19 protein-coding genes are annotated in these 24,855 nt (G+C 73.2%); 7 read left to right on the forward strand and 12 right to left on the reverse strand.

All coding sequences use genetic code 11. From position 1 onward, the window contains the following. The first annotated feature begins 24 nt into the window (after positions 1-24). A complete protein-coding gene (locus AB0F88_RS05135) occupies positions 25-618 on the forward strand; it encodes a DUF4291 domain-containing protein (RefSeq protein ID WP_362677510.1) in 594 nt (197 codons plus the stop codon). Between the two features lie 74 nt (positions 619-692). Here the strand turns inward: AB0F88_RS05135 and AB0F88_RS05140 are convergent, their stop codons facing one another. Next, positions 693-1,061, reverse strand: coding sequence for a nuclear transport factor 2 family protein (locus AB0F88_RS05140; protein WP_362677512.1), 369 nt, complete (start codon positions 1,059-1,061; stop codon positions 693-695). A gap of 59 nt (positions 1,062-1,120) precedes the next feature. On the opposite strand from AB0F88_RS05140, the gene AB0F88_RS05145 reads away from it, so the two are divergent. After that, positions 1,121-1,522 carry an HTH domain-containing protein gene (locus AB0F88_RS05145; protein ID WP_362677514.1) on the forward strand — a complete coding sequence of 134 codons (402 nt, stop codon included), beginning with the start codon at positions 1,121-1,123 and terminating at the stop codon, positions 1,520-1,522. Between the two features lie 176 nt (positions 1,523-1,698). On the opposite strand, the gene AB0F88_RS05150 is transcribed toward AB0F88_RS05145, so the two are convergent. Together AB0F88_RS05150 and AB0F88_RS05155 are read right to left on the reverse strand one after the other, a co-directional pair. Then, positions 1,699-2,343, reverse strand: a complete 645-nt coding sequence (locus AB0F88_RS05150; RefSeq protein ID WP_362677516.1) for a M15 family metallopeptidase — start codon at positions 2,341-2,343, stop codon at positions 1,699-1,701. Between the two features lie 172 nt (positions 2,344-2,515). After that, positions 2,516-3,721, reverse strand: a complete 1,206-nt coding sequence (locus tag AB0F88_RS05155; RefSeq protein ID WP_362677518.1) for an ROK family transcriptional regulator — start codon at positions 3,719-3,721, stop codon at positions 2,516-2,518. 205 nt (positions 3,722-3,926) lie between these two features. On the opposite strand from AB0F88_RS05155, the gene AB0F88_RS05160 reads away from it, so the two are divergent. The 4 genes from AB0F88_RS05160 to AB0F88_RS05175 all read left to right on the forward strand — a co-directional run bounded on the left by AB0F88_RS05160 (position 3,927) and on the right by AB0F88_RS05175 (position 8,745). Beyond that, positions 3,927-5,261 (forward strand): extracellular solute-binding protein, encoded by a 1,335-nt coding sequence (locus tag AB0F88_RS05160; protein WP_362677520.1) that lies wholly within the window; start codon positions 3,927-3,929, stop codon positions 5,259-5,261. A 2-nt stretch (positions 5,262-5,263) separates the two neighbouring features. Next, positions 5,264-6,277 carry a sugar ABC transporter permease gene (locus AB0F88_RS05165; RefSeq protein WP_362677522.1) on the forward strand — a complete coding sequence of 338 codons (1,014 nt, stop codon included), beginning with the start codon at positions 5,264-5,266 and terminating at the stop codon, positions 6,275-6,277. Then, on the forward strand, positions 6,274-7,167 hold the full coding sequence (locus AB0F88_RS05170) for a carbohydrate ABC transporter permease (protein ID WP_362677524.1): 894 nt from the start codon (positions 6,274-6,276) through the stop codon (positions 7,165-7,167). Before AB0F88_RS05165 ends, AB0F88_RS05170 begins: the two co-directional genes overlap by 4 nt. A gap of 123 nt (positions 7,168-7,290) precedes the next feature. Further along, complete coding sequence (locus AB0F88_RS05175) at positions 7,291-8,745, forward strand: glycoside hydrolase family 3 N-terminal domain-containing protein (RefSeq protein ID WP_362677526.1); 1,455 nt, start codon at positions 7,291-7,293, stop codon at positions 8,743-8,745. A 174-nt stretch (positions 8,746-8,919) separates the two neighbouring features. Here AB0F88_RS05175 and AB0F88_RS05180 read toward each other — a convergent pair whose 3' ends face one another. The 6 genes from AB0F88_RS05180 to AB0F88_RS05205 are packed head-to-tail and all read right to left on the reverse strand — an operon-like array spanning position 8,920 to position 19,736. Next, positions 8,920-9,624, reverse strand: coding sequence for a DUF6875 domain-containing protein (locus tag AB0F88_RS05180; protein ID WP_362677528.1), 705 nt, complete (start codon positions 9,622-9,624; stop codon positions 8,920-8,922). Continuing rightward, positions 9,618-11,090, reverse strand: coding sequence for an NAD(P)/FAD-dependent oxidoreductase (locus tag AB0F88_RS05185; protein WP_362677530.1), 1,473 nt, complete (start codon positions 11,088-11,090; stop codon positions 9,618-9,620). Before AB0F88_RS05185 ends, AB0F88_RS05180 begins: the two co-directional genes overlap by 7 nt. Then, positions 11,087-12,124, reverse strand: a complete 1,038-nt coding sequence (locus tag AB0F88_RS05190) for a methyltransferase (protein ID WP_362677532.1) — start codon at positions 12,122-12,124, stop codon at positions 11,087-11,089. The genes AB0F88_RS05185 and AB0F88_RS05190 overlap by 4 nt, the downstream gene beginning before the upstream one ends. Then, the gene (locus tag AB0F88_RS05195) at positions 12,102-13,535 is read right to left on the reverse strand and encodes an MFS transporter (RefSeq protein WP_362677534.1); all 1,434 of its coding nucleotides are present in this window, start codon (positions 13,533-13,535) and stop codon (positions 12,102-12,104) included. The genes AB0F88_RS05190 and AB0F88_RS05195 overlap by 23 nt, the downstream gene beginning before the upstream one ends. Then, positions 13,528-18,240 carry an amino acid adenylation domain-containing protein gene (locus tag AB0F88_RS05200; protein ID WP_362677536.1) on the reverse strand — a complete coding sequence of 1,571 codons (4,713 nt, stop codon included), beginning with the start codon at positions 18,238-18,240 and terminating at the stop codon, positions 13,528-13,530. Before AB0F88_RS05200 ends, AB0F88_RS05195 begins: the two co-directional genes overlap by 8 nt. Beyond that, a complete protein-coding gene (locus tag AB0F88_RS05205; RefSeq protein ID WP_362677538.1) occupies positions 18,237-19,736 on the reverse strand; it encodes a condensation domain-containing protein in 1,500 nt (499 codons plus the stop codon). The genes AB0F88_RS05200 and AB0F88_RS05205 overlap by 4 nt, the downstream gene beginning before the upstream one ends. Before the next feature lie 181 nt (positions 19,737-19,917). Between AB0F88_RS05205 and AB0F88_RS05210 the strand changes: the two genes are divergently transcribed. Beyond that, entirely contained in the window at positions 19,918-21,423 is a 1,506-nt protein-coding gene (locus AB0F88_RS05210; protein WP_362677540.1) for a glycoside hydrolase family 3 N-terminal domain-containing protein, read from the forward strand. 20 nt (positions 21,424-21,443) lie between these two features. Here the strand turns inward: AB0F88_RS05210 and AB0F88_RS05215 are convergent, their stop codons facing one another. From AB0F88_RS05215 to AB0F88_RS05225, 3 genes are all read right to left on the reverse strand, one after another. Next, complete coding sequence (locus tag AB0F88_RS05215; RefSeq protein ID WP_362677542.1) at positions 21,444-22,145, reverse strand: PIG-L family deacetylase; 702 nt, start codon at positions 22,143-22,145, stop codon at positions 21,444-21,446. After that, positions 22,142-23,350, reverse strand: a complete 1,209-nt coding sequence (locus tag AB0F88_RS05220) for a hypothetical protein (protein WP_362677544.1) — start codon at positions 23,348-23,350, stop codon at positions 22,142-22,144. The genes AB0F88_RS05215 and AB0F88_RS05220 overlap by 4 nt, the downstream gene beginning before the upstream one ends. A gap of 135 nt (positions 23,351-23,485) precedes the next feature. After that, on the reverse strand, positions 23,486-24,664 hold the full coding sequence (locus AB0F88_RS05225; protein ID WP_362677546.1) for an ROK family protein: 1,179 nt from the start codon (positions 24,662-24,664) through the stop codon (positions 23,486-23,488). Positions 24,665-24,855: the final 191 nt, after the last annotated feature.

The following is a 24,855-nucleotide window of genomic DNA, read 5'->3' on the forward strand; positions in this document are numbered from 1 at the left end:
GTGGCAGGGTTCATCCTGTTCGCCATGGAAGAACCGAGGCACGGGATCCGGGCGGTCCACAGCGCGTCCACGATCACCGTCTACCAGGCCTACGCTCCGGAGATCGGTCTCCCCACCGCTCGTCTCGGCCGCTTCCCGGCCACCTGGAAACGGGATCGGATGACGTGGGTCAAGCCGTCGTTCCTGTGGATGATGTACCGCTGCGGCTGGGGCACCAAGGAGAGGCAGGAGACCGTCCTGGCCATCGAGATCACCCGCGAGGGGTTCGAATGGGCCCTGCGCCACGCGTGCCTGTCGCACTACGAGCCAGGGCTTCACCCCGACCGGGCCACCTGGAGGCGGGATCTGCGGCAGGCGCCGGTCCGGGTGCAGTGGGACCCCGAACGCGATCTCCACCTGCGGCCGCTGCCCCACCGCTCGCTGCAACTCGGCCTCTCGGGCGAGGGCGCGCGTCGGTACGCGGACGAGTGGACGGTCGCCGTCACCGACGTCACCCCGCTCGTCCATGAGATCCATACACTCCTGCGCGAGGGCGAGCAGGACGCCGCGACCCGGCTGCTGCCCGGGGAACGTCCCTATCCCGCCGGGGACGAACTTCTGGCCCACCTGCGCGCGTAGCCGGTTCCCGGCAGGCGCGACGGCGTGGGGCCCCGCGGCACGCCCCGGGCCGGTGTCGATTCCCGCCCGGTTCCTCAGCGCGGGGTCAGCACTCCGATTCGCCACCCGCGGGCGGTCCTGAGCAGCTGGTACACCAGGCGTTCGGCGGGGGCCGCGCCGCCGTAGTCCCAGCTGACATCGGCCCAGATACTGTGCTCGGTGGCACCCATCACCGTGATCGACGGGATGGCCTCCTCCACTCCGTCGTACTGGCCGATCGCGTTCTTGAAGAACTCGCGCGTCTGGGAAGGGTCGGTGACGGCCCGGATCTGATCGGGAAACGCGATCAGGACGTCGCAGTGGTAGGAGTCGGCGATGCGCTCCACATCGCGCGACAGCAGCGCGTCGCGGTAGTCCTGAAAGAAGGCCCGGGCACTCTCGTCGGCGTGCGTGAGTGTGTTCATGTGCCCCACGCTAGGCTGAGATGCCGCCACGCCGGTGGCGGGATCTCAGATGGATCGTGATGAGTCAGTCCGTGGCCCTCGCCGCCGCCTCGCGCGACGCGCTCCTCACCCTGCGCAGGGTCGAGCGCCAGCAGCGACTCGTCGAGATCCTCGTCGCCCGCCGTGGCGTCCCGGTCCCGACCGGCGAGCTCGCACGCGTCGTCGGAGCGTCACGGCGCAGCATCGAGCGCGACCTGGCCCGGCTGCGCGACTCCGGTGTCCCGGTACGCTCCCGGCGCGGCCCCGGGGGCGGAACGTGGCTCGCGCTGACGAGCGAAGCCGCGCCGCTCACCCTGGACGTGGCGGAACTCGCCGTCCTCATCTCCAGCCTCGTCGCCCTGGGCCCGACGACGACCGCCGGCGCCGGCTCCGCGATGAACAAACTCCTGTCGGCCCTCGCGACCTGCACGCCCTCCGCCTGACACGCGGTCCGCCGGTCTACGCCGCGGCCCCGGCACGGCCGACGCCAACGCCCCGCTCCCGCCAGCGGGAGCGCCCCGGCGGCTCGATGTCCGGGTGGCGGAGGCGGGACTTCCCGGCGGCAGGCATCCGGACCACCGGCTGATCCGTACCACTCCTCAGTCGCCGTACGGAAAGGTCAGATGGAGACCGGGCCGTAGAGGGCGGCCGGGGAGCCGGTGGTCATCGCCCAGTAGCGGTCGCCGTAGGACCAGTGCCACCACTCGGTGGGATAGTTGACCAGCCCGACCGCGTCGAGGGCGACGCCGAGGAGCTTGCGGTGGTGGCGCGCCTCGGGGGACAGACCGGGGGCGTCGGTGTAGCAGGCGCCGTCGCTCTCCTCGGGGGTGGCGTTGAGCCGGGTGCCCATGTCGAGCTCGGTCCCGTCGTCTGCGGCCAGGGTCAGGTCGACCGCGGCCCCCGCGGTGTGCGGGGCGATCTCGACGGGCGACACGTAGCGGCTCGCCGCGGCGCGCAGCTCCGCGGGCGACATATCCGGATACAGCGCCCGGAGCTCCGCCGAGTATCCGTCGAAGATCTTCTTCTGCGTCGCCGGCGGCCGGTATCCCTCCACGACCAGCAGCCGGTATCCCCCGGGAAGCTGCGCCTGCGCCTCCTCCAGCCTGGTCAGCAGCCCGAGCCTGAGGTGGGCGAAGGCCCCCTCGGGGTCGGCGAGCCGCTCGTCCGTCCGCAGCCGCCCCCGGACGTCGACCAGCCGCTCCCCGGACTCCTCGACGGGGATCGCGGCGACTCGGGCATCGGAGATCAGAACGATGTCAGGCATGGTGGCAATTCTTCCTCAAGAGCCACAGTGCACCGACCCTGCCCACGGGGAACGGGAGCACCGGACCGTCGTCCCTGCGCCCGTACTCGCGCCCGTGCCCGGAGAACGCGGTACGCCGGTCCGGCCCGGGTCCCGTCGCGACGGGACCCGGGCCGGACCCGTGCGCGGGGCGTCAGACCGTGTCCGAGAACACCTGCTCGCGGGCCTGCTGCAGCGCCGACACCAGGGCACCGCGCAGTACGGGGTTGCCCCTGACCCGCGAGACCACGACCTGGGGCTGGCTCGGGCAGACCCGGGCGACGGCGTCCTGCACCCTGGCGGCGAGCGCGTCTCCCCCGGCCCTGCCGACGTCGCCGCTGAGCACGATGAGTCCGGGGTCCAGGACCACCGCGACGGCGGCGACGCCGACGGCCAGCCGTCCGGCCAGCTCGTCCAGGAACGCCTCGGCGCCCTCCGCGACGGCCGTACGGACGAGGTCTCCCACAGAACCGGCGTCGGGATCGCCTCCGGAGGCCCCCGAGGCCCCGGAGGCGGAGAAACCGATGCCGTGGGCGTTCGCGAGCCCGGTCACGGCGTCGCCGCCGACCAGGCGCTGGAACGAGCCCGACTGGGGCTCGCTCACGTCGGTGGGGAGCGGCTCGCCGGGCACCGGGAGCCAGCCGATCTCGCCCGCGCCGCCGGTGAAGCCGCGGTGCAGCCGCCCGCCCAGCATGACGCCGAGCCCCTGCCCGACCCCCGCCCAGACGAGCACGAAGTCGTCGACGCCCAGCGCGGCCCCGTACGCGCGCTCGGCCAGCGCGGCCAGGTTCACGTCGTTCTCTATCGTCACCGGGACACCGAGGTCGCGGCGGAGCTCGGCGAGCACGCCGTTGTGCCAGGAGGGCAGGTCGAAGGAGAATCGCACGTCGCCGGTGCCGGGGTCGACGACGCCGCGGGTGCCGATCACGAAGGCGCGCAGCCGGTCGGCGCCGATGCCCGCCGACGCGCACGCCTGACCGACCGCGCTGCGCACCAGCCGTACCGGGTCCTCGTGACCGCTGGGGTCCGCGGAGACCTCGGCGACGATGGTGCCGGTGATGTCGGCGACCCCGGCGCTGATCCTGCCGGGCAGCACGTCGAGCCCGGCCACGTACGCGCAGGAGGGCACCACCCCGTAGAGCGCGGCGTTGGGGCCGCGCCCGCCCGCCTGCTCGCCGACCACCGCGACGAGGTCGCGCTCCTCCAGTCTGGAGAGCAGCTGACCGGCGGTCACCTTGGAGAGCCCGGTATGTTCTCCCAGCTCGGCCCGGGTGAGAGGGCCGCTGGACAGCAGGAGTTCCAGCGCCGCGCGGTCGTTGAGCCGGCGCAGCAGCCGGGGTGTCCCCGGGCGTGTGGGCAAGGTCGTCCTCCCCGTCACGATCCGCTAACGATCGTTTCTTTTAAGAAAGTTTCTTGTTAGTTTAACCCTAGTCAGCCCGCAGGCAAGCGATCGGAACCGCGGGTTGCGGTAGTTCCGACCGCTCCCAGTGAGTGCAGAGGGTCGCGGGGGACCCCGGCCATAACAGAGCGCAAACCCTGGCGAAAGCCTGAAAGGGAGAACTCCAGTGAAGTTCGCGAGAATCGCCACCACGACGGCCACCACCGCCGCCCTCGCCCTGGGGCTCGCCGCGTGCGGAAGCAGCGAGCCGACACCGGCCGCCGAGAACCAGGCGTCGGCGCCCGCCGCGTCCGGCCCCAAGTTCGCGGGTCAGACGCTGACCGTCTGGCGCCTCGGCGCTCCCGACGAGAAGCAGAACAAGCTGATGGCCGACCTGAACGCCAAGTTCAAGGAGACCACCGGCGCCGACGTCAAGCTCCAGTGGGTGCCCTGGCCTGACGCGCAGGCCAAGTGGACCGCCGCGCTCGCCGGCGGCGAGGGCCCCGACGTCACCGAGTTCGGCAACGACCAGGTGGCCGCGTGGGTCGCGCAGGACGCGCTGACCGACATCACCGACGTCGTCAAGGCCACCCCCGACTTCCAGCAGATCCCGCAGAACCTGTGGGGCTACGAGACGGTCGACGGCAAGATCTACGCCGCCCCGTGGGGTGGCGGCACCCGCGCCGTCCTCTACCGCAAGGACTGGTTCGAGGACCTGAAGATCGAGGTGCCCAAGACCTGGGAGGACCTCGTCGCGGCGGGCAAGAAGATCGTCGCCGAGAAGGGCAAGGACGTCGACGGCTTCGCCTTCAACGGCGGCTCCGACGCCAACATGTCGCTGTCGCCGTTCGTCTGGTCGGCCGGCGGCGACTTCGCCGCCTTCGAGGGCGGCAAGTGGACCGGCAAGCTGACGGAGCCCGGCTTCAAGGAGGGCTTCCAGTACTACACCGACCTGGTGACCAAGCACGGCGTCTCGCGCAAGTCCGCCCTCACCCAGAACTCGGTCGACATCGCGACCCGCTTCGCCAACGGCAAGGTCGGCATGTACGTGACCGGCGGCTGGGACATCACCACCATCAAGGAGCAGAGCGGCGGCAAGGTCGACGACGCGAAGATGGCCTTCTTCTCGCTCCCGGCCAAGGACGGCAGCGGCCCGGCCCCGGCCTTCCAGGGCGGCAACGACATCGCCATCTGGAAGGACACCAAGAACGTCGAACTGTCCGCCGAGTACGTCAAGCTCGCCGCCGGCAAGGAGTTCGGCACCCGCTACGCCAAGGAGGGCGGCCTGCTCCCGCTCTACCCGGAGGCTCTGACCGAGTACGCGGCCGACCCGGTGCAGGCTCCGTTCGCCGAGACCTTCAAGGTCGCCAAGGGCTTCCCGAACGACACCAACTGGGCCGAGGCGAACGACACCAAGGCGGTCCTGCAGAGCGCGGCCCGCTCGGTCATCGAGGGCAAGAAGGACGTCGACACCGCGCTGGCCGACGCCAACAAGGAACTCGAAGAGATCCTGAACCAGTAACCATGGCGAACACCTCAACCATCGCCCGGGACGGGGGCACCCCCTCCGTCCCGGCGCGGGGGCCCCGAGGCGCCACGCCCCCGCGCAGGTCCAGCGGACTGCCCGCCTGGGTGGTCCCCTACGCGCTGCTCGTCCCCGGCCTGCTCGTCATCGCCGGCCTGCTGCTCTACCCGCTGTACCAGATGGTCGTCATGTCCTTCCAGAACGTGGGACTGCGGCAGGTCAGGGGAGCGCCGGCCGAGACCGTCGGCTTCGAGAACTACCAGAAGCTGATCGAGTCCGAGCTGTTCTGGTCGTCGCTCCGCAACACCGTCGTCTTCGCCGTCGTCACGGTGGCGGGCACCCTGATCCTCGGCACGCTGGTCGGCCTGCTCCTGCACAAGCTGGGCAAGAAGATGTCGACCTTCCTCATCGTCGGCATCATGGCCGCCTGGGCCACCCCGCAGATCGCCACCGCGATCATCTGGCGCTGGCTGTTCGACGCGGAGTCGGGCGTCATCAACTGGCTGCTGAACGCGCTGCCCGACTGGTTCTCCTCGCTGCTGTTCGGCCGCTCCGACTGGACCGGCGAGCCGTGGCTGAACGACGCGTTCACCATCTACATCGTGCTGATCATCGCGGTGGTCTGGGCGTCGTTCCCGTTCATCGCCGTCTCGATCCTGGCCGGGCTGAAGAGCATCTCCCAGGAGCTGTACGAGGCCGCGAGGGTGGACGGCGCCTCCGCGTGGCGGATCTTCTGGAAGATCACCTTCCCGCTGCTGAAGCCGGTCTTCGCGGTGCTGACGGTGCTCTCGGTGATCTGGGACTTCAAGGTCTTCACCCAGCTGTTCGTGCTGGCGGGCGGCACGTCCAACCGGGAGGCGTACAACCTGTCGCTGTTCGCCTTCACCCAGGCCTTCAGCGCGCCGCCCAAGATGGGCATGGGCGCGGCCATCGCGGTGGTGCTGACGCTGATCCTGCTCGTCATCACCTTCTTCTACGTCCGCCAGATCGTGAAGACGGAGGACGTGCGATGACCACCTACGACACCCGGGCTCCGCGCAAGGCCCCCCGGGGAAACCCGAGAACGCGCAAACGGCTCGGCAGGATCGGCCTGAACACCACGGCCGTCGTGGTGTTCCTGTTCGCGGTGTTCCCCGTCTACTGGATGGTGAGCACGGCCTTCAAGAGCAGGCAGCAGATCTTCACGACGGACTTCATCCCGTTCCCCACCGATCCCACGCTCGAACACGTGAAGCGGGTCTTCACCGAGGGCATCGCGGGCCACTCCATCTGGCAGTATCTGCTCAACAGCTCCGTCGTGGCCCTCGGCACCGTGCTCGTCGGCGCGGTGTTCTCCCTGCTGGCGGCGACCGCGGTGGCCCGCTTCCGGTTCCGCTTCCGCACCTCGTTCCTGATCCTGCTGCTCATCGTGCAGATGGTCCCCGGCGAGGCGCTGCTCATCCCGCTGTTCATCATGGTCAGGCGTGCCGGGTTGTACGACCAGCTCCTCGGCCTCATCGTGGTGAACGTCGCCATGACGCTGCCGTTCGCCATCTGGATGCTGCGCACCTTCGTCGCGGCGGTGCCCAAGGAGCTGGAGGAGGCCGCCTGGATCGACGGCGCCAGCCGGTTCGCCACCTTCTGGAAGGTATTGTTCCCGCTGGTGGCCCCCGGGCTGGTGGCGACCAGCATCTTCTCGTTCATCACCGCGTGGAACGAGTTCGTGTTCGCGCTGACGCTCATCAGCGACCAGGGCAACTACACCATGCCCGTGGCGCTGCGCTACTTCGTCAGCCAGCGGTCGGTCGACTGGGGCGCCATCATGGCCGCCTCCACCCTGATGACCATCCCGGTCATCGTCTTCTTCCTTCTGGTGCAGCGGCGGATGGTCTCCGGCCTCGTCGCGGGTGCCGTCAAGGGCTGATCCCATTGGTGCTGGTACGGCACGCACCCACAAGGCGCGGGCCGTACCAGCCCTGCTCTGTTTTCTCTGTTTACATCCATGTCCGACACCCCCCTACATCTCAGGTAAGGAACACCTACCGCCATGTCTGAGTTCATCGCGGATCGCGGCGATCAGGGGCTGCGTCGTCTCGCGGCCGGCACGCTGCTCGCCGCGTTCCAGGGCACCGAGGCACCCGAGTGGGTCCTGCGGGAGCTGGAGAACGGTCTCGGCGGCGTCACCCTCTTCGGTTTCAACGTCGCCGACGCCGCACAGCTGTCCGCTCTCACCTCCCGGCTGCGCGAGGCCGCCGATCCGGTCATATCGCTGGACGAGGAGGGGGGTGACGTCACCAGGCTCGCCTACCACGTCGGCAGCCCGTACCCCGGCAACGCCGCCCTCGGCGCCGTGGACGACGTCGAGCTCACCCGGCGGGTCTACCGGTCCATCGGCGACGACCTGGCCCGCTGCGGCGTCAACCTGGACATGGCCCCGTCCGCGGACGTCAACACCGCCGACGACAACCCGGTGATCGGCACCCGCTCGTTCGGGGCGGAGAGCGCGCTCGTCGCCCGGCACACCGTCGCCGCGGTCCACGGCCTGCAGTCGGCGGGAGTGGCCGCCTGCGTCAAGCACTTCCCCGGCCACGGCGCGACCCGGCAGGACTCCCACCTGGAGGTCCCGCTCGTCGACGCCTCCGTGGAGCTGCTGCGCGAGCGCGAGCTGGTGCCCTTCCGCGCCGCGATCGACGCCGGGACCAGGTCCGTCATGACCGCGCACGTCCGCGTGCCCGCCGTCACCGGCGCGCTTCCCGCGACGCTCTCCCCCGCCGCCCTGACCGGCCTGCTCCGCGGCGAGATGGGCTACGAGGGTGTGATCGTCACCGACGCCCTCGACATGAAGGCCGTCACCGCCGCGTACGGTCTCGCCGGGGGCTCGGTGCTCTCCCTGGCCGCCGGAGCCGACCTGCTCTGCCTCGGCCCGATCCCCACCGAGGACGACGTCCGCCGCATCGTGGACGAGATCGTCGCGGCCGTCCACGACGGGCGGCTGCCCGTGGCCCGCCTGGAGGCGGCGGCCGAGCGGGTCGCCGCCCTGCGCGCCTGGTTCGGCACGCCCCGCACCGGCGAGGCCGAGCGGGACGTGATCGGCCTCACCGCCGCCCGCCGCGCGGTCAGCCTCACCGGCTCGGCGTCTCCCCTGGTCGACCCGCTGGTGGTCGAGGTGGACACCCCGCCGACCATCGCGGTCGGCGACGTGCCGTGGGGCTTCACTCCGCTGCTGCCGCAGGCGGAGGTGCTGCGGGTCAAGCCGGAGGCGGCCGACGTGCCGGACATCCTGGAACGTGCCTCGGGCCGTTCCCTGATCGTCGTCGTCAAGGACGCGCACCGCTACGAGGCCAGCCAGTCGGTGGTCTCCGCGCTGCTGGCCGCCCGTCCCGACGCCACGGTGGTCGAGATGGGCCTGCCGATCTGGCGCCCGGAGGGCGTCACCTACCTGGCCACCTACGGCGCCGCCCGCGCCAACGCCCAGGCCGCCGCCGAGCTCCTCGGCGTCTGACGGCACCGGCCACACCCCACGGCTCGTCCCGCCGCCCGGAGACACCGGGCCGGCGGGACGTACCGGCGGCGGCACGGCCCGCTCTCGCGAGAACCGCGGGGGCGGGCCGTGCCGTCGCTGTCGTCGCTCGCGTTCTCGCCGGAACGCCGAGAACGGTCAGGACGGTCAGGACGGTCAGGACGCTGTCAGGGACGGCGCGCAGGACGTGTTCGCGGGCACCAGGCCGTAGCGGCCGGCGACGGCCTGGATCTCCGCCCTGAGGGCGGCCGGCGGGCGGTCGCCGAAACGTTCCAGGTACGCCGCGACCTGCGCGGGGTCGTCGCGCAGGAACGGGAAGTCGGTGGCGACCATGTGCCGGATCGCCAGCAGCGGGACCGGGCTGCCCAGCGGCAGGAAGGCGGGGTTCCACAGCCCCGCCTTGGGCGGCGGGCCGGGGTAGAACTCCCCGATCATCAGCCCTTCCGAGACGTAACGCGACTTGAGCGCCTCCTGGGCGTGGTCGATCACCGCGGCGGCCTCGGAGTCCGGCAGGTCGGGGAAGAGCACCAGGATCGTCCGGTACTGCGCGGACACCCCCGGCGTGGCGGGCAGCCTCGGGAACCAGTCGCGGTAGCCGGCGAGGGCCTCGGCCGCCTCGGGCCCGCCGGGCCGCCCGGGGCGGACCGCCAGGTAGAAGGTGCCGCGGTCCAGCGCGGTCTGGGCGTACGGGCAGACGGGCCCCTTCCTGCCCAGTTCCTCGTGGGGGCGGCAGAGATACTCTCGTGCCCAGGTGACGATCTCCCTGAGCGGGGTGCGGTAGCGCAGGACCAGATCGTGGTCACCGGCCAGATCGACGGTCTCCAGGAGGACGCGAGAAGGGTCCGCGGGATCGGTCAGCATGGTGGTTCGCCCTTCCGGGTGTTTCGCTGTGCGAGGCGTGCGCGACGTGCGAAGCGCGTGAGGCGTACGAGACGTGCGAAGACGGTGCGGCGTGCGTCGGAGTCGGCACCGCGTACGAGACGTGCGAGGACGGTGCGGCGTGCGTCGGGGTCGGCACCGCGTACGAGACGGCGGACGGCCGGAGCGGCGGCGAGCAGCCCGGCGACGGCCACCGCCGCCCCCGCCCCGCGCAGGAGCGCGTCCTGCCGCCGGGCGCGGGCGAGCGCGTCCGCGTACGGGACGGTGGTGTGGGAGATCATCGTGTAGAGCGGGACCCACCGGCCGGGGAACGCCCGGGCGAGCAGCAGGTCCGCCTTCTTGCGCAGCAGGTGCAGCGGGGAGCGGAGCCGGTCGCGCAGCTCCACGAAGTTCTGCTTGGACAGCTCGTCGAGCACGTCGGTGTGCGGTTTGCGCAGCCGCTGGTACTCGGCGAAGGCGGCCCCGAGGTCTCCGGGGTGATCGCCCACGCAGCGGTCGAGGACCGTGCAGTCCTCGAGCGCCGAGTTCATGCCCTGGCCGTAGAAGGGGTAGACGGCGTGGCAGGCGTCGCCGATGAGCGCCACCCGGTCCCGGTGGTGCCAGGGCGAGGTGCGGATCGACACCAGGTGCCCCACCGGGTGCTCGGCGTACTCCTTGGCCAGGTGGGGCATGAGGCCGAGCGTGTCCGGGAAGCGTTCCCCGAGGAACTCCTCGGGGTCGGTGATCTCGCCGAACCGCTCGGCGGGCAGGAAGAGCGTGCCGGTGAGCGAGTTGTCGCGGTTGGGGTGGGCGACGATGAGGGCGTCCTCGCCGGGCCAGACGTGCAGGGCCTCCAGCCTGGTCCTGGCCGACCCGTCGCCGGCGGCGGGGATGGTGAGTTCCTTGTAGCCCCACTCCAGGGTCTCCTGGTGGTGCTCGGCCCGCAGCCCGTGGTGCATGTGCGCCCGCACCTGCGAGAACGCGCCGTCCGCGCCGATCACCGCGTCGCCCGCGACGGTGCTCGCGACCCCGGTCTCCTCGTGGACGAGGCGCGCGGCGGCCGTCTCGCGGTCCAGGCCGGCCAGCCGGTGCCGGAAGTGGAAGGTCACCCCCGGCTGGGCCTCGGCGTGGTCGACGAGCGTGGTGATCAGGTCGCGGCGCAGGACCGAGTGGAGGATCTCCCCCTCGTGGGCGCCGTAGGGCTGGAACGGCACCGCGCCGCCGGGCAGGTGGATGGCCCGGCCGCGCATCGGGACGGTGAGCGGCCACAGGGTGTCCATCAGGCCGATGTCGGTGAGCGCCGCGATGCCCCTGGCCGACAGCCCGAGGTTGATCGACCTGCTCTCGTCCTCGTCGAGCAGCCGGGGGTCGGCCCGCCGCTCGTAGACCTCCACCCGGAAGCCGCGCCTGGCCAGGTAGCAGGCCAGGAGGGTCCCCGCGGGGCCCGCTCCGATGACGGTGATCTTCATGTGGTCTCCAGGCGGGCGACGAGCAGTTCGTTGGGGCCGTCGACGTGCCGCCGCTCGATCCGGCCGAATCCGGCGCCGGACAGCCAGGCGGCGACGTCGGCGAAGGAGTGGATCCCGCCGCCCTGGGTGGTGGCGAGGTTGAGGCCGAAGGCACGGATGAACGCCTCGACCATCGGGGGCGTGCCCTCGGGCAGGTCGGCGAAGGTCTCCAGCACGACCACCGCGCCGCCGGGACGCAGCGCGCCGGCCACCCTCCTGAACAGCGCGCGGTTGCCCGCCTCGTCGAACCCGTGACAGAGGTTGAACAGCAGCGCGGTGTCGTACCCGGTGCCGAGGTCGGCGCCGGGGCCGGCCAGGTCGCCGGGGAGCGCGGTGACGCGGTCGCCCAGCCCGGCCGCCTCGATCCTGGCCCGGCCGCCCTCCAGGGCGTTCGGCAGGTCGGCGATCGTCGCGGTGAGCCCGGGGTGCGCCCGGCAGAACGCGATGGTGTAGCGGGCGTGCCCGCCGCCGACGTCGAGCAGGCGCTCCCCGGGGTGGGGCGCGGCCGCGGCGACCAGCGGGGCGAGCCCGGCGGCCATCCCGTCGAGCATGCCCTGGAACTCCGCCAGCGTCCCTGGCCGTTCCTCCAGCCAGGCGTAGAAGTCGGCCTGGGGGGTGCCGGTGCGCACCGACTCCTCCAGCCCGTCCCAGAGCTCGGCCAGCACGTCCTGCCAGAAGGCCAGCGCGGGAGCGTAGCTCCACGGGCTCCGCCGGTCCAGGGTGCCCGCGGCCATCGGGCTGTTGCCGTACACCCGGCCCGGCGCCCGGTCGAGGTAGCCGAGGGAGGCGAGCGCCTCCAGCAGCACGGCGAGCCCGGCCGGGTCGGTGCCCGTCCTGGCGGCCAGCTCCGTCACGGGGAGCGGGCCGGGCATGAGCGCCTCGAAGACCCCCAGGCGCTGGGCGGCCCCCGCCGCCCGGAACGCCATCGCGCCGATCAGGTCGAGGTGGGGGCCCGGCGCCCCGCGGAGTTCCTCAGGGTCGAGATAGAGCGGCATCGCTGTCTCCTTGCGCGACGTGGTCTCCTTGCGCGACGTGGTCTCCTTGCGCGACGTGCGCGACGTCGGTTCCCGGGTCGGCCTCACCGCGTCCCGCGGCGGGTTCCGCAGGGGCGTGCACGTCCTCGGCGTCGGGCAGTTCGGACTCCACCTTCCGCAGGCGCGGCTGGAGGTAGGCAAGCGGTGCGAGCAGCACCAGGCACAGGCCGGTGATCAGGAAGATCGCCGCGATGCCCCGCCCCTCGCCCGTGCCGATCACGGCGCCGAGGGTGCCGGAGAGCGCCCCGCCGGGGGCGAGCATCGGCTCGAAGACCTGGTCGGCCAGCGGCCCCGCGGCCAGGTAGGTGAGCACCGTGGCGGTCTGGGTGAGCGCGCGGACCGTGCCGAGGACCCGGCCCAGCGCCGCGGGGTCGGTCTTGACCTGCAGCACGGTCATCCCGGTGCCCTGCACGAACGGCAGCGTGAACAGGAAGGCGGGCGCCACCACCGCGATCAGCCAGGGCGAGGGCGCGAGGCTGTGCAGGGCGAGCAGCGCCCCTCCCAGGGCGACGAACACCGCGACGCCGCGCACCCGCCGCCTCGGCCCGCCCCACGCGCTCAGAACCAGCCCTCCGGCGAAGACCCCCGCGCCGCCCGCGAACATCAGCGCCCCCAGCACCGCGGCCGACCCGAACGACAGGATCAGCGGCTGGACCAGCACCCCGGACATCCCGAAGAACAGGTTGTACGCGGCCAGCACCACGACCAGCTGGAACAGCCCGCGCCTGGCCCGCAGGTGGCGCCAGCCGAACAGCAGGTCCCCGCGCAGCGGCTCCGGCGCGGCCGCGGCCCCGGGACGGGTGACCTCGCGCGGCAGCCGTACGGCGAACATGACCACCCGGGTGAGCAGGAAGGTGACCAGGTCGATCACGACCACGCCGGTGACGCCGACCGTGACCAGGAGCGTTCCCGCCAGCAGCGGAGCCGCGATCTTCACGGAGTCGGCGACCTGCATCAGGCCGTTGGCCCTGCCCAGGTGCCGCTGCGGCATGATCAGCGGCATCATCGCGTGGTACGCGGCCATGTGGAAGGTCCCGAACACGGCCCCGGCCACCGTGATCACGTAGACGTGCCACACCTCCGGCGAGCCGAGGACGAGCAGCAGCGCGAGGGCGCCGGTGACCGCGGCGGCCCCGGCGTCGGCGGCCATCAGCATCCGCCTGCGGTCCCACCTGTCGGCCAGCGAACCGGCGAGCGGGGAGAGCAGCACCTCGGGCAGCACCGCGCACAGCATGATCAGCACGAACTCGGTGGCCGAGCCGTTGCGCTGGTAGACCCAGACGCCCAGCACGAACCCCGTCAGGCTCGACCCGATGATCGACAGCAGTTGCGCCGCCCAGATGACGACGAACCGGCGTATCCCGTCATGCACGGTTGTCTCCCATGTGGTCACCGAGATAGAGGTCGAGCAGCTTCCCGTCCGCCGGAGGGCAGACGAGCCCGGCGGCGGCGAGGAGGTTCTCGGTGGCCGAGCAGTCGAAGGACGGGCCGGGCAGCGTGCCGTACTCGGCGAAGAACGCCGGGTAGGGGGCGATCGGCAGGTCGTCGCCGAGCTCCAGCCGGTCGCGGACCAGCCGCCGCCACCGGTCCCCCGGCATGAGCCGTACCGGGAGACCGTGCTCGCGCAGGCCCTCGGCGAGTTCCTCCGAGGTCAGCACGCGCGGGTTGTGGTAGTGGAAGTCACCGGTGGCCCGGCTCGTCGCCAGGTGCACGATCGCCGAGGCGACGTGGTCGACCGGGGCCATGTCGATCCGTTCCCCCTCGGGGACCGCGCCGAGGCGGGCGCAGGTCGCGAAGAGGCGCCCGAGGAAGTCGCCGGGCACCGACCGGCCGGTGCGGCTGTCGGCGGAGACCCTGGCCGGACGGTGGATCGCGATCGGCAGCCCTCTCTCCCTGGCGGCGCCCGCGAGCCGGTCGGCGACCCACTTGCTCTGGTCGTAGCCCAGGTGCAGCGGGCCGGGATCGGGCAGCGGGTCGTCCTCCCTGACCGTGCGCTCCCCGGGGGTCAGGTGCACGCCGAGCGTCGAGACGAGGTGGACGGGGGTGGTGACGCCGCCGGACGCGGCCAGCCGCAGGACCTCCAGGACGGCGTCCACGTTCGCCCGGCGCAGCCGCCGGTAGGGCAGCGCGAAGTTGACCAGGGCCCCGTTGTGCAGGATCAGGTCGGCCGAGTCCGCCAGCTCCGCGAACTCCCCGGCGGGCAGGCCGAGTCCCGGCAGGCCGAGGTCTCCGGCGTGCGGGACGATCCTGCCGTCGAAGCGCTCGTCCCAGAGCCCGTACCCGTCGAGGTTGTCGCGCAGCCGCCCGGCCGCGCCGTCGCCCCTGACCAGGCAGTGGACCTCGGCCCCGGTGGTGCCCAGCAGCCCGGCGAGCAGGTACGCGCCGAGGAAGCCGGTGGCGCCGGTGAGCAGCACCCGGCGCGGCGGCCCCTCGGGGACCGGCGCCCCGGTGTACGCGATGTCGCCGGGCAGCACCGCCTCCGCGTACAGGTCCACGGGGGCCGGGGTCCACGCCCGGGGACCGGGGAGGCCGATCCGCTCGTCCACCGCGGCGGCCAGCCCCGCCAGGTCGGTCGCGGCGAAGAGCGCGGTCATCGGGACCGGCACCCCCAGCTCCGCGGCGATCCTGGAGACGATCTGCGGCGCCAGCAGCGAGTGCCCGCCCAGGTCGAAGAAGTTGTCCCCGCGACCGGGATCCACCTTGAGCACGTCGGCCCAGATCCCGGCGACGACCCGCTCGGTCCCCTCCCTCGGCGGCTCGTACGCCGGGGCCTGCCCGTCCGCGTCCGGCTCGGGCAGCGCCCGCAGGTCGACCTTGCCGTGCGAGGTCAGCGGGAGCGCGGGCAGCGTGACGACCGCGCCGGGCAGCATGTAGCCGGGAAGCCGCCCGGACAGGAAGGCGCGCAGCTCGGCGACGGTGAGCCGGTCCCCCACCAGGTAGGCGACGAGCCGCCGGGCGTCGGCGGTGACCACGGCCTCGCGGACGCCGGGGTGGGCCAGGCAGGCCGCCTCGACCTCTCCCGGCTCGATCCGGTTGCCGTGGATCTTCACCTGCCGGTCGGCGCGCCCCAGGAACTCCAGGTTCCCGTCGGGCCGGTATCTGCCCAGGTCACCCGTGGCGTACATCCTCGCCCCCGGCCGGGGCGAGAACGGGTCGGGCAGGAAGCTCGCGGCGGTCCGCCCGGGACGGCCCAGGTAGCCGCGGGCCAGGCACTCGCCGCCGATGTGGATCTCGCCCGGCACCCCGATCGGGGCCGGGTTGCCGTGGCGGTCGAGCACGTAGACGCGGGTGTGCGGCAGCGCGGTGCCGATCGGCAGATGCGTGGCCGTGCCCAGCTCGGCGCCGTCGACCGTGCGGTACGAGGTGGCGCAGACGGTCGCCTCGGTCGGGCCGTAGTGGTTGTGGAACGCGACCCGGCCGCCGGTCAGCGCGGCCCAGGCGCGCAGGCGCTCCACCGGGACGCCCTCGCCGCCGACCATCATCGTGGTGATCGGGGCGGTGATCTCGTCCAGTTCCTCGACCCACTGCTGCCACAGCGCCGAGGCGGTGTCGACCATGGTGATCGAGTGCTCCGCGCACAGGGCGGCGAGGGCGGGACCGGTCAGCGTGGCGGGAGCGGGGTGCAGCACCAGCGCGGCGCCGCTGATCAGGGCGGGGAAGACGTCCCCCGCCGAGGCGTCGAAGCTGAGCGGCGGGACCGCCAGCACCCGCTCCCCCGGCCCGAACCCGTGCAGGTCTCTGAACGACCGGGCCAGGTGGGACAGCGTGCGGTGACCGACGACGACCCCCTTGGGGCGCCCGGTGGATCCGGAGGTGTAGATCACGTAGGCGGCCCGGTCGAGGTGCCCCGGCGCGGGCTCGCGCGCCGCCACCTTCTCGACCGTCGTGTCGTCGGCACGCGGGCCCTCGAGCCTCTCGACCGTCGTGTCGTCACCGGTACGCGGGCCCTCGGGGCCGGGATGCCCCGCGCCGGGCTCGGGCGCCGCCGCCCCTCCGGTGGAGCCGCCGTGCGTCCAGCGAGCCAGGTCGGCCCGGCTGACGACCGGCCCGGTGAACCCGGCGAGCTCCGCCCCGTCCGCGATCACCGCACGCGCGCCGGAGTCGGCCAGCAGGTACGCCAGCCGCTCGGCGGGCTGTGCCGGATCGAGCGGCAGGTAGGCGGCGCCCGCCTTGAGGACGCCCAGCAGCGCCACGATCGCCTCGGGCCCGGCGGCGAGCGCCAGCGCGACCAGCGCCTCCCCGCCCTCGGCGGCACCGGAACCCGCCGGCCGCTCCAGCAGCGGCCGGAGCCGGTCGGCCACGGCGTCCGAGGCCCGGTCGAGCGCCCCGTACGTGAGAACGGCGCCCGCCTCGCCGGGACCGCCAGGAGTGATCACGGCGGGGGCGTCGGGGGTGCGGGCGGCCTGCCGGGCGATCAGACGATCGAGGAACTCCCCCGCCCCGTGAACGGACCGGACCGGCCGGACCGGATCCTCCGAGAGCACGTCCCCCGGATCCCAGGCCGGACCGTCCGAGAGCAGGTCCCCCGGATCCGGCGCCGCGGCGCCGCCGAGCACGACCGCGCGCTCGGCGGCGGGCAGGATCTCCAGCCGCGACAGGCGGCGGCCCGGGTCGGAGACGATCGAGCGGAACAGCGTCTCCAGCTGCGCGCCCATCCGCTCCACCGTGGACCGGTCGAACAGGCCGGTGTCGTAGGCGAACATCAGCTGGACGTGCGTAGGGTAGACGATCACGTCCAGGGAGAGGTCGAACTTGGCCACGGCCAGGCCCGACGCCACCGGCTCGGTGCGGATGCCGTCGAGGTCGAGCGATCCGGCGTCCGGGTTGCCCAGCATCAGCATCGTCTGGAACACCGGCGTCCTGGCCGGGTCGCGGTCGACGCGCAGCTCGCTCACCACGTGCTCGAACGGGACCGAGGCGTGGCCGTACATCGTGAAGGCGCGCCGCCGCACCCGCTTGAGCGTCTCGCGGAAGGTCGGGTCGCCCGCCAGGTCGGCGCGGAGGGCGAGGGTGTTGATGAAGACGCCGAAGACCTGCTCGAACTCCTCCTCGGCGCGGCCCGCGACGGGGGTGCCGACGCAGAAGTCGTCCTGACCGGTGTAGCGGGAGAGCAGCACCTGGTAGGCGGCCAGCACGGCCATGAACGGGGTGCACCGCTCGGCCCGCGCCAGCCCGGTGATCCCCCGCCACAGCTCCAGCGGGATCCTGCGGATCACCAGGCCGCCCTCGGTGGCCCGCACGGCCCGGCGCGGCCGGTCGGTGGGCAGTTCCAGCACCGGGACGCCGTCGAGCTCGCGCACCACTTCGGCGATGTCCACCGGCTGCTCGCGCTGCCCGCGCACGTAGTCGGCGTACTGCCGTGCGGGCGGCGGGAGGGGGGACGGCAGCCCGAGGGTGAAGGCCGTGTACAGCGACGCCAGCTCCCCGAACATGACCTGCTCGATCGACCAGGCGTCCCCGGCGATGTGGTGCACGACGACCAGCAGGACGTGCTCGTCGTACCCGGTACGCACCAGGGTCGCCCGCAGCAGCGGCCCGTTGACCAGGTCGAACGGCCGGTTGCTCCGCTCGGCGAGCAACGCCTCCAGCGCCCGCTCCCGCGCGGCCCCCGCGCCCCCGTCCGGCGGACCAGGCGGCGAACCGCCCCGCGAACCGCCCCGCGACCCGCCCGGCGACCCGTGCGGCGACCCGCCCGGCGACCCGTGCGGCGAACCGTCCGGCGACCCGTGCGGCGAACCGTCCGGCGACCCGTGCGGCGAACCGTCCGGTGGCCCGTCCAGGCCGTCGTCCGTCCCCCGCTCCGGCGTCCCGTACGGCGGCTCGCCGGTCAGGTCGAGCCTCTCCATGACCAGCGGCGCGGGATCCAGGACCGTCGCGGACGGGAGGCCACCGACCTCGGGGAAGACGGTCCGCAGCGCCTCGTGCCTGGCCACGACCTCGCCCAGCGCCCGTTCCAGGGCGCCGGCGTCGAGCGACCCGATGAGCCGCTCGCAGACGACCATGTTGTACGTCCCGTCCCCGGGAGTGAGCCGGTCCAGGAACCACAGGCGCTCCTGGGCGTACGAGAGCGTGCTCACGCGACCTCGCCCCGCAGACGCGTGACCTCCTCGGCGACGCCGGCGATGGTGGGGTTGTCGAAGAAGACGTCCAGGGACACCTCCACGCCGAGCCTGCGGCGGGTCCTGGCGATGATCTGGGTGATGGTCAGCGAGTGACCGCCGAGGTCGAAGAGGTCCTCGTCCGGCCCGATGTCGTCGAGGCGGAGGATCTCCTGCCAGATCTCCCGCACCTGCGCGGTGACCGGATCCTCCTCGGCGGGGGGTTCCGTCGCGTTGTCGGGGGCCGGGACGAACAGGTCGGTCACGGAAGGCTCCTCATGGGGCGTGGGGTGGGGTGGCTCCGCCAGGTCCGCGACCTTCGCGCGGGGTTCCGCGGAGATGGCGCGCAGCAGCGCGCGCAGGTGACCCGCGATCCCGGACACGTCGTCGTGGCCGATCGCGGCGGGGTTGAAGCGGAGGCCGAGGGTGAGGCTCGGGCCGGCGTCCACGGCCTGGACGTGCAGCGCGCCGTGGGCGGCCCCGTTGAAGACCGTCCACTCCACACCCGCCCCGACCCCGGGGAACTCCGGGACGGCCGCCCTCCTGCGGTAGCTGAGCAGGACCGGCGAGGAGGGCGGGTCCGGCGGCGCGTGCCGGAACCGGTACATGGCGCGCAGCTCGGCCCGGACCGTGCGCAGGTGGTCGGGAAACCCCTCGTCGAGCTCGGGGTGCGGGACGAAAGGCACCCGTGCCACGAACGGCCCGATGCGGTCGCGCGTCTCGCGGGTGCGGGTGCCGAGGTCGAGGGCGAGCGGCGACGCGGAGGTGCCGTACCGTCGCAGCAGCACGCCCACGGCCGCCAGCAGCAGCTCGAACCTGGTGGCGCCGAGCACCGCGGCGGCCTCGGTGAGGGCCCCGGACTCCGCGCCGCCGAGCACCATCTCGACGATCTCCCCGGGACCGGTGCCGTGCGGGACGGCGCGCAGGCCGGGCAGGACCAGCTCCGCGGGCGCGCGGTCACGCTCCCTCCAGAACTCCTCGGCGCCGTCGGGCGGCGCCGGGGACACCCGGCCGTCCACCCCGCGACCGCCGGGCCGGTCCGCCCGCCCGGGCGGCGGGCCCGGTGACGGCCCGTACGGCTGCGGCACCGGGCAGGACGGCGACGCCGGCCCCGGCAGGGCGGCCCGCGCGAAGTAGGCGTCGGCCAGGTCGCGGATCAGGACGTCCTTGGAGCCCGCGTCGAACACCCGTCCGTGCGCCGTGAAGAGCAGCCTGACGCGCTCGGGACCCACCGTGACCAGCGTGAAACGGGCGAGCGGGCCGCGCTCCAGGTCGAACGGGCGGGCGGCCTCGGCCGTGGCGACCCCGGGATAGCGCTCCGGGGTCGACTCCGTGCGGGTGACCCTGACGCGGCCGAGCACCGGGTGCCTGCCGGCCACGGCGGCGCACGCTCCCAGCAGCGCCGGAACGTCGACGGGACCGTTCAGGTGAAGCGCCAGCGGGATTCCCCGCAGGTCGAAGGGGGCGTGCGACATCCTGTCCGTCTCCCTCGTGGGTGACTCACTTCGGGCAGGCGCCGGGGGCTGCGTCGCCCCTGACATGCGGTCCTGACAAAGAATTATTAGGAAAGTTTCCTGTCTATTTACGCAACCCGAATGCTACACATGTGGTACGCCTGAGACAAGCGACTTGCCACGAACCGACCTGGAGGCTTCGATGATCGTTCGCGGTGGCCGGGCGAGCGGCCCGAACGGCGTGAGCCCCGAACTGGCCGGGCTCGCCGACACCGTGCTGCAACCCGGGTTCGTGGGCGTGGAGGTGCCCGACTGGCTGCGGAGGCGGCTCGCCGAGGGACTCGGCGGGGTTGCGCTCTACTCACGGAATCTTGTAGACAGCGAGCAGATCAGGGCGCTGACCGCAGCGCTGCGCGCGGAGAACCCGGACGTGGTGATCGCCACCGACGAGGAGGCGGGCGACGTCACCCGGCTGGAGGCGCTCACCGGCAGCTCGCGTCCCGGCAACCTCGCGCTCGGTGCGGTGGACGACCCCGGGCTGACCGAGCGGGTCGCCCGCGAGATCGGGCTGGACCTGGCCGCGGCGGGCGTCACCCTCAACTACGCCCCCGTGGTCGACGTCAACTCCGACCTGGACAATCCCGTCGTGGGCACCCGCGCGTTCGGCGCCGACCCCCGGCTGGTCGCCCGGCACGCCCGCGCCTGGGTCACCGGCCTCCAGTCGGCGGGGGTGGCCGCCTGCGCCAAGCACTTCCCCGGCCACGGCGCCACCGCCGTCGACTCGCACGACGACCTGCCGACCGTCGCCTACTCGGCCGAGGAGCTCGCCGCCACCACGCTCCCGCCCTACCGGGCCGCCATCGAGGCCGGGGTACGCGCCGTGATGACCGGCCACCTGCTCGTCCCCGCCTACGACCCCGACCACCCCGCCACCATGAGCGGCCGCATCCTGACCGGACTGCTCAGGCAGGAGCTGGGCTTCGACGGGCTGATCGTGACCGACGGCGTGGAGATGCCCTCGGTGGCCGAGCGGTACGGCGTGACCGGGGCTGCGGTCCGCGCCCTCGCCGCCGGGGCCGACGCGATCTGCGTGGGCGGCGAGCGCAAGGGCCCCGGGGTGGTCGGCTTCATGCGCAACGCCATCATGGGCGCGGTGGCCGACGGGACGCTCCCCGAGGAACGCCTGGCCGAGGCCGCCGCCCGGGTCCGGCGCCTCGCCGCCTGGTCGGCGGAGCGACGGCGGGCGGCCGGCGGAACGTGCCCGGCCGGTGAGCCCGCGGGGCTCGACGCGGCCAGGCGGGCGCTGCGGGTCCGCGGCGACGGGCTCCCGCTGCCCGCCGCGCCCCAGGTGATCGAGTTCGTCTCCGAGACGAACATCGCCGTCGACCGCGCCACCCCGTGGGGCGTCGCCGCGCCGCTGGCCGAGCTGCTGCCCGGCACGACGGCCCTGCGGCTCGGCTCCGGCGACCCGGTCCCGCCGCCCCCCGACGGGCGCCCGCTGGTGATCGTGGTACGCGACGCCCACCGGCACGCCTGGGTCACGGACCGCCTGGACGCCCTGCTGTCACGGCGTCCCGACGCGATCGTGGTGGAGATGGGCCTGCCGGGTCCGGCCACCCCGGGCGCCGTCCACATCACCACCCACGGCGCCACCACCGCCTCGGGCCTGGCCGCCGCCGAGCTCCTCTCGGGCCGCCGTGGGACGTGACCTGCGGTGCCGTGGGCGGATCAGCCGTCGAGGACCCACACCAGCTCGTGCTGGAGGGGACCCGGCATCGCGAGGAACTCCCCGTGGTCGCAGGCGAGCGGCGCTATCTGCGAGGCGTACGCCAGGACCGCGCGCCGCTTGAGCGCCCACTCCTCCCCCTCCAGTCGCGGCCGCGGCCTCGCTCCGAGGCGGTACCGCCCGGCGAGCGCGCGGACCGGCGGCCTGTCCGCCAGGGCCCGCCCGGCCGCCGGGCTCCCCCACTCGCGTACGGCGGCGGCGTAGGGCAGGTCGGCGTAGGCCCAGCGCTCCAGGGCCTCGACCTTCTCCAGCGCGTCGAGCGCCCGGTCGCGCACGGCCTCGTGGTCGGCGTTGCCGATCCCCATCGGGACGAGCACGCGCGTGCGCGGGGTAACGTGCTCGGTGAGGAACGTCTCCAGGTCGTCCAGCGGGAGCCGGGCCGCCGGGACGTCCGGATTGTCCAGCGCCACCTGGTCGACACCGAGGATCTCGCACGCCCGCGCGTCCTCGGCCCGCCGCTCGCGCGCCGTCTCCTCCGCCGAGGCGAACCCGCACAGCCGGTCCCACGCCGAGAGCGCCCCGCCGGGCGCGCCGCCCAGCACCGTGACGATCACCGCGCCCCCCTCGCGGCGGGCGAGCAGTCCCGCCACCGACAGCACCGCGTCGTCGAAGTGCGGCGAGACCACGACCGTCTCCCAGCTCATCGCCGCCACCCCGCCCTGGCCAGGACGAGACCGCGGCTGCCCCGCTTGCGCAGGTAGGCGAGCCCGTCGCAGACGGACTCCAGGGTCGGCGGCGCGAGCTCGACGCGCTCGGCGACCCGCCAGGTGGACTGCTCGCGCAGCCAGGGCCAGATCCGCTCGTTGAGCTGACCGCTCTCCAGCGCGACGAGGAGCAGGTCGGTCGGCAGCCGGTCGAGGAGCGCCAGATCCTGGTCGTAGTAGAGCATCTCGACGAGCAGGTACGCCGCCGCCTGGCGCTCACCGTGGTCGGCGAGATCCTCCAGGCTGTCCGGGAGCACCTCCACGCCCGGCTCCGCCCGCTCGGTCAGGCGGGCGCGGAAACCGGCGTTGGGCTCGGTGGCCTGGACCCGGTATCCCTTCCCCGCCAGCCGCCGGGTGAGCTCGCCCTGGCACGCCCCGACCTCCACGATCGGCCCGTCCTGGGGGGAGCACCAGCGGGCGGTCCACGCGGCGGTCGCGTCCAGCCGGGCGGCCTCGTAGGCCGAGCGCCCGAACTCCCACGGGTCGTCGGCCACCGCGGCGTCGTCCCCGAGGCTGGAGATCAGCGCGTACAGGCGGTTGGCCTGCGCGGCGCTCGCGGTGAAGAACCTCTCGACGGCCGGCACCCGGTCGGTGGTGACGAGCCGGTCGGCCACCCGGCTGCGCAGCAGCTCACCGGCGTGCCGGTTGATGAAATCGATCTTCGCCTCGGCCTCGGCGCCGGTGATCGCGGTCGCCGTACCGGAGATCGTCTGCAGGAAGGGATTGTCACCGACCGAGCAGGTCACAGCCGGTAAGGACAGCGGGGAGGTCGAGGAGGGCGAGGACGCCGAGGACCCGGGGAACGGCGACACGGCGCGGGAGACGATCCAGCCGAACCGGGCCCTGCGGATGCGGTGGTCGGCGGGCGAGTGGGTCCAGATCTCATCGGGCGCCGGCGCCGGCGCCGCGCCGAGCAGGGCGGCGACGTCGGCGGGGACGGGCAGCTCCGCGGTGTTGCCCCCGGGCTCCACCAGGGGTCCGAGCAGCTCCAGGCGCTCCCGCAGGGACAGCCCTCCCGGCAGGGTCACGCTCGCCCTCGCCTGCCCGACGACCACCAGGACGTCCTGGTCGGCGTGGTCCCGCAGGACGGAGACGAACTCCAGGGCGACGTCCTCGGCATGCAGCACAGCGATGACAGCCGTCATTTGTCCCCATCCCCGATCACGGAAAGATGTCTTTTTCATGACATTTCCGCGCCAGCATAGAGGATCTTGCCCGCCGCGCGACGGTCGTTCGCCGAGAAGGGTCCCCCGGCCCGCCGGGCATCCCGGATCCGGGGCTCAGGAGGTGAAGATCTCCTCCCTGGCCTGGTCCAGGGCGGCGATGACGGCCCCGCGCAGCACCGGATTGCCGCCCACCTCGCTCGCCACCACCTGCGGCCGGACCGGGCAGCTCCTGGCCACCGCCTCCTCGATCCTGGAGGTGAGCTCGTCGCCCCCGGCCCTGCTGACCTCCCCCGCGAGCACCACGAGCCCCGGGTCGAGCACGACGCACACCGACGCCACCCCCAGCGCCAGCCGCCCCGCGATGTCGTCGATCAGGGGCTCTCCCCGCTTGCCCGCCGCGACCGCCGCCGCGACGCACTCGGCGGCACTGCCTCCCTCGAAGCCGTACGTCGCGGCGAGCTCGGCGACCGCCTCGGCGCTGACCAGGGACTGCAGGCCCCCGGCGAGCGACGGCAGCCTGCCGGGCACGGCCCGCACGTCCTCGGCCAGCGGCACCCCCGGCACCGGCAGGTAGCCGATCTCGCCCGCGCTGCCGGAGCGCCCCCGGTGCAGCCGCCCGCCGAGCACGACGCCGAGGCCGATACCGCGGCCCACCCACAGCAGCACGAAGTCGTCGACCTCGCGGGCGGCACCCAACGTGCGCTCGGCGATGGCGACGAGGTTCACGTCGTTCTCTATCCTGACGTCGCGGCGCAGGTCACGCGCGAGCGCCTCGTGGATGCCCTCGTGCCAGCCGGGCAGGTCGAAGGAGAACCGCACGTCGCCGGTGCGGGGGTCGACCACGCCCGGGGTGCCGATGACGACCGAGCGCAGCTTGGAGAGCGCGACCTTGGCCGACCGGCACGCCTTGACCACCGCGTTGTGCACGAGGGCCACCGGATCGTCGTGCCCGCTCGGCGCCACCCGCACCTCGGCCACGATCTCCCCGTGGATATCGGCGATGGCGGTCGTCACGAATTCCGGGCCGACGTCCAGACCCGCCACATAGGCCGAGGAGGAAATAATCCCATAAAGCGCGGCATTCGGCCCGCGACCCCCCGCCTGCTCCCCCGCCACCTCGACCAGCCCGCGCCCTTCCAGACGGGCGAGCGTCTGCGACGCCGTCACCTTGGACAGGCCGGTGAGCTCGCCGATCTGCCCCCGCGTCAGCGGCCCGGAGGCGAGCAGCAGCTCCAGGGCGGCCCTGTCGTTGATCTCCCTCAATAGCCTGGGCACGCCAGGACGTCGCTCCATACGCATGCTCTCTTGTTCGCCGCTTCCCCGTCGCGATACTTTCAATGAAGAATAACGCTTCTATTCTTAATAAGGCTTCCTGATAGTTTAGCGCCGCCCGGGCGCCGCGGCGGGCTACCGGGGCCGCCCCGGCCGTGTCGCGCCCCTGCTCATCGCCGTTTCGCCGCCACCTTCCGCACGCCCATCACCGC

The organism is Streptosporangium sp. NPDC023963 (assembly GCF_040639135.1).
Lineage (GTDB): Bacteria > Actinomycetota > Actinomycetes > Streptosporangiales > Streptosporangiaceae > Streptosporangium.

Excerpts from the sequence above, each read along its gene's own strand:
- AB0F88_RS05165 (WP_362677522.1), top strand. The coding sequence starts at position 5,264 with ATGGCGAACACCTCAACCATCGCCCGGGACGGGGGCACCCCCTCCGTC.
- AB0F88_RS05180 (WP_362677528.1), bottom strand. The coding sequence starts at position 9,624 with ATGCTGACCGATCCCGCGGACCCTTCTCGCGTCCTCCTGGAGACCGTC.
- AB0F88_RS05175 (WP_362677526.1), top strand. The coding sequence starts at position 7,291 with ATGTCTGAGTTCATCGCGGATCGCGGCGATCAGGGGCTGCGTCGTCTC.
- AB0F88_RS05135 (WP_362677510.1), top strand. The coding sequence starts at position 25 with ATGGAAGAACCGAGGCACGGGATCCGGGCGGTCCACAGCGCGTCCACG.
- AB0F88_RS05225 (WP_362677546.1), bottom strand. The coding sequence starts at position 24,664 with ATGGAGCGACGTCCTGGCGTGCCCAGGCTATTGAGGGAGATCAACGAC.
- AB0F88_RS05190 (WP_362677532.1), bottom strand. The coding sequence starts at position 12,124 with ATGCCGCTCTATCTCGACCCTGAGGAACTCCGCGGGGCGCCGGGCCCC.
- AB0F88_RS05140 (WP_362677512.1), bottom strand. The coding sequence starts at position 1,061 with ATGAACACACTCACGCACGCCGACGAGAGTGCCCGGGCCTTCTTTCAG.
- AB0F88_RS05215 (WP_362677542.1), bottom strand. The coding sequence starts at position 22,145 with ATGAGCTGGGAGACGGTCGTGGTCTCGCCGCACTTCGACGACGCGGTG.
- AB0F88_RS05185 (WP_362677530.1), bottom strand. The coding sequence starts at position 11,090 with ATGAAGATCACCGTCATCGGAGCGGGCCCCGCGGGGACCCTCCTGGCC.
- AB0F88_RS05205 (WP_362677538.1), bottom strand. The coding sequence starts at position 19,736 with ATGTCGCACGCCCCCTTCGACCTGCGGGGAATCCCGCTGGCGCTTCAC.
- AB0F88_RS05210 (WP_362677540.1), top strand. The coding sequence starts at position 19,918 with ATGATCGTTCGCGGTGGCCGGGCGAGCGGCCCGAACGGCGTGAGCCCC.
- AB0F88_RS05170 (WP_362677524.1), top strand. The coding sequence starts at position 6,274 with ATGACCACCTACGACACCCGGGCTCCGCGCAAGGCCCCCCGGGGAAAC.
- AB0F88_RS05150 (WP_362677516.1), bottom strand. The coding sequence starts at position 2,343 with ATGCCTGACATCGTTCTGATCTCCGATGCCCGAGTCGCCGCGATCCCC.
- AB0F88_RS05145 (WP_362677514.1), top strand. The coding sequence starts at position 1,121 with ATGAGTCAGTCCGTGGCCCTCGCCGCCGCCTCGCGCGACGCGCTCCTC.
- AB0F88_RS05220 (WP_362677544.1), bottom strand. The coding sequence starts at position 23,350 with ATGACGGCTGTCATCGCTGTGCTGCATGCCGAGGACGTCGCCCTGGAG.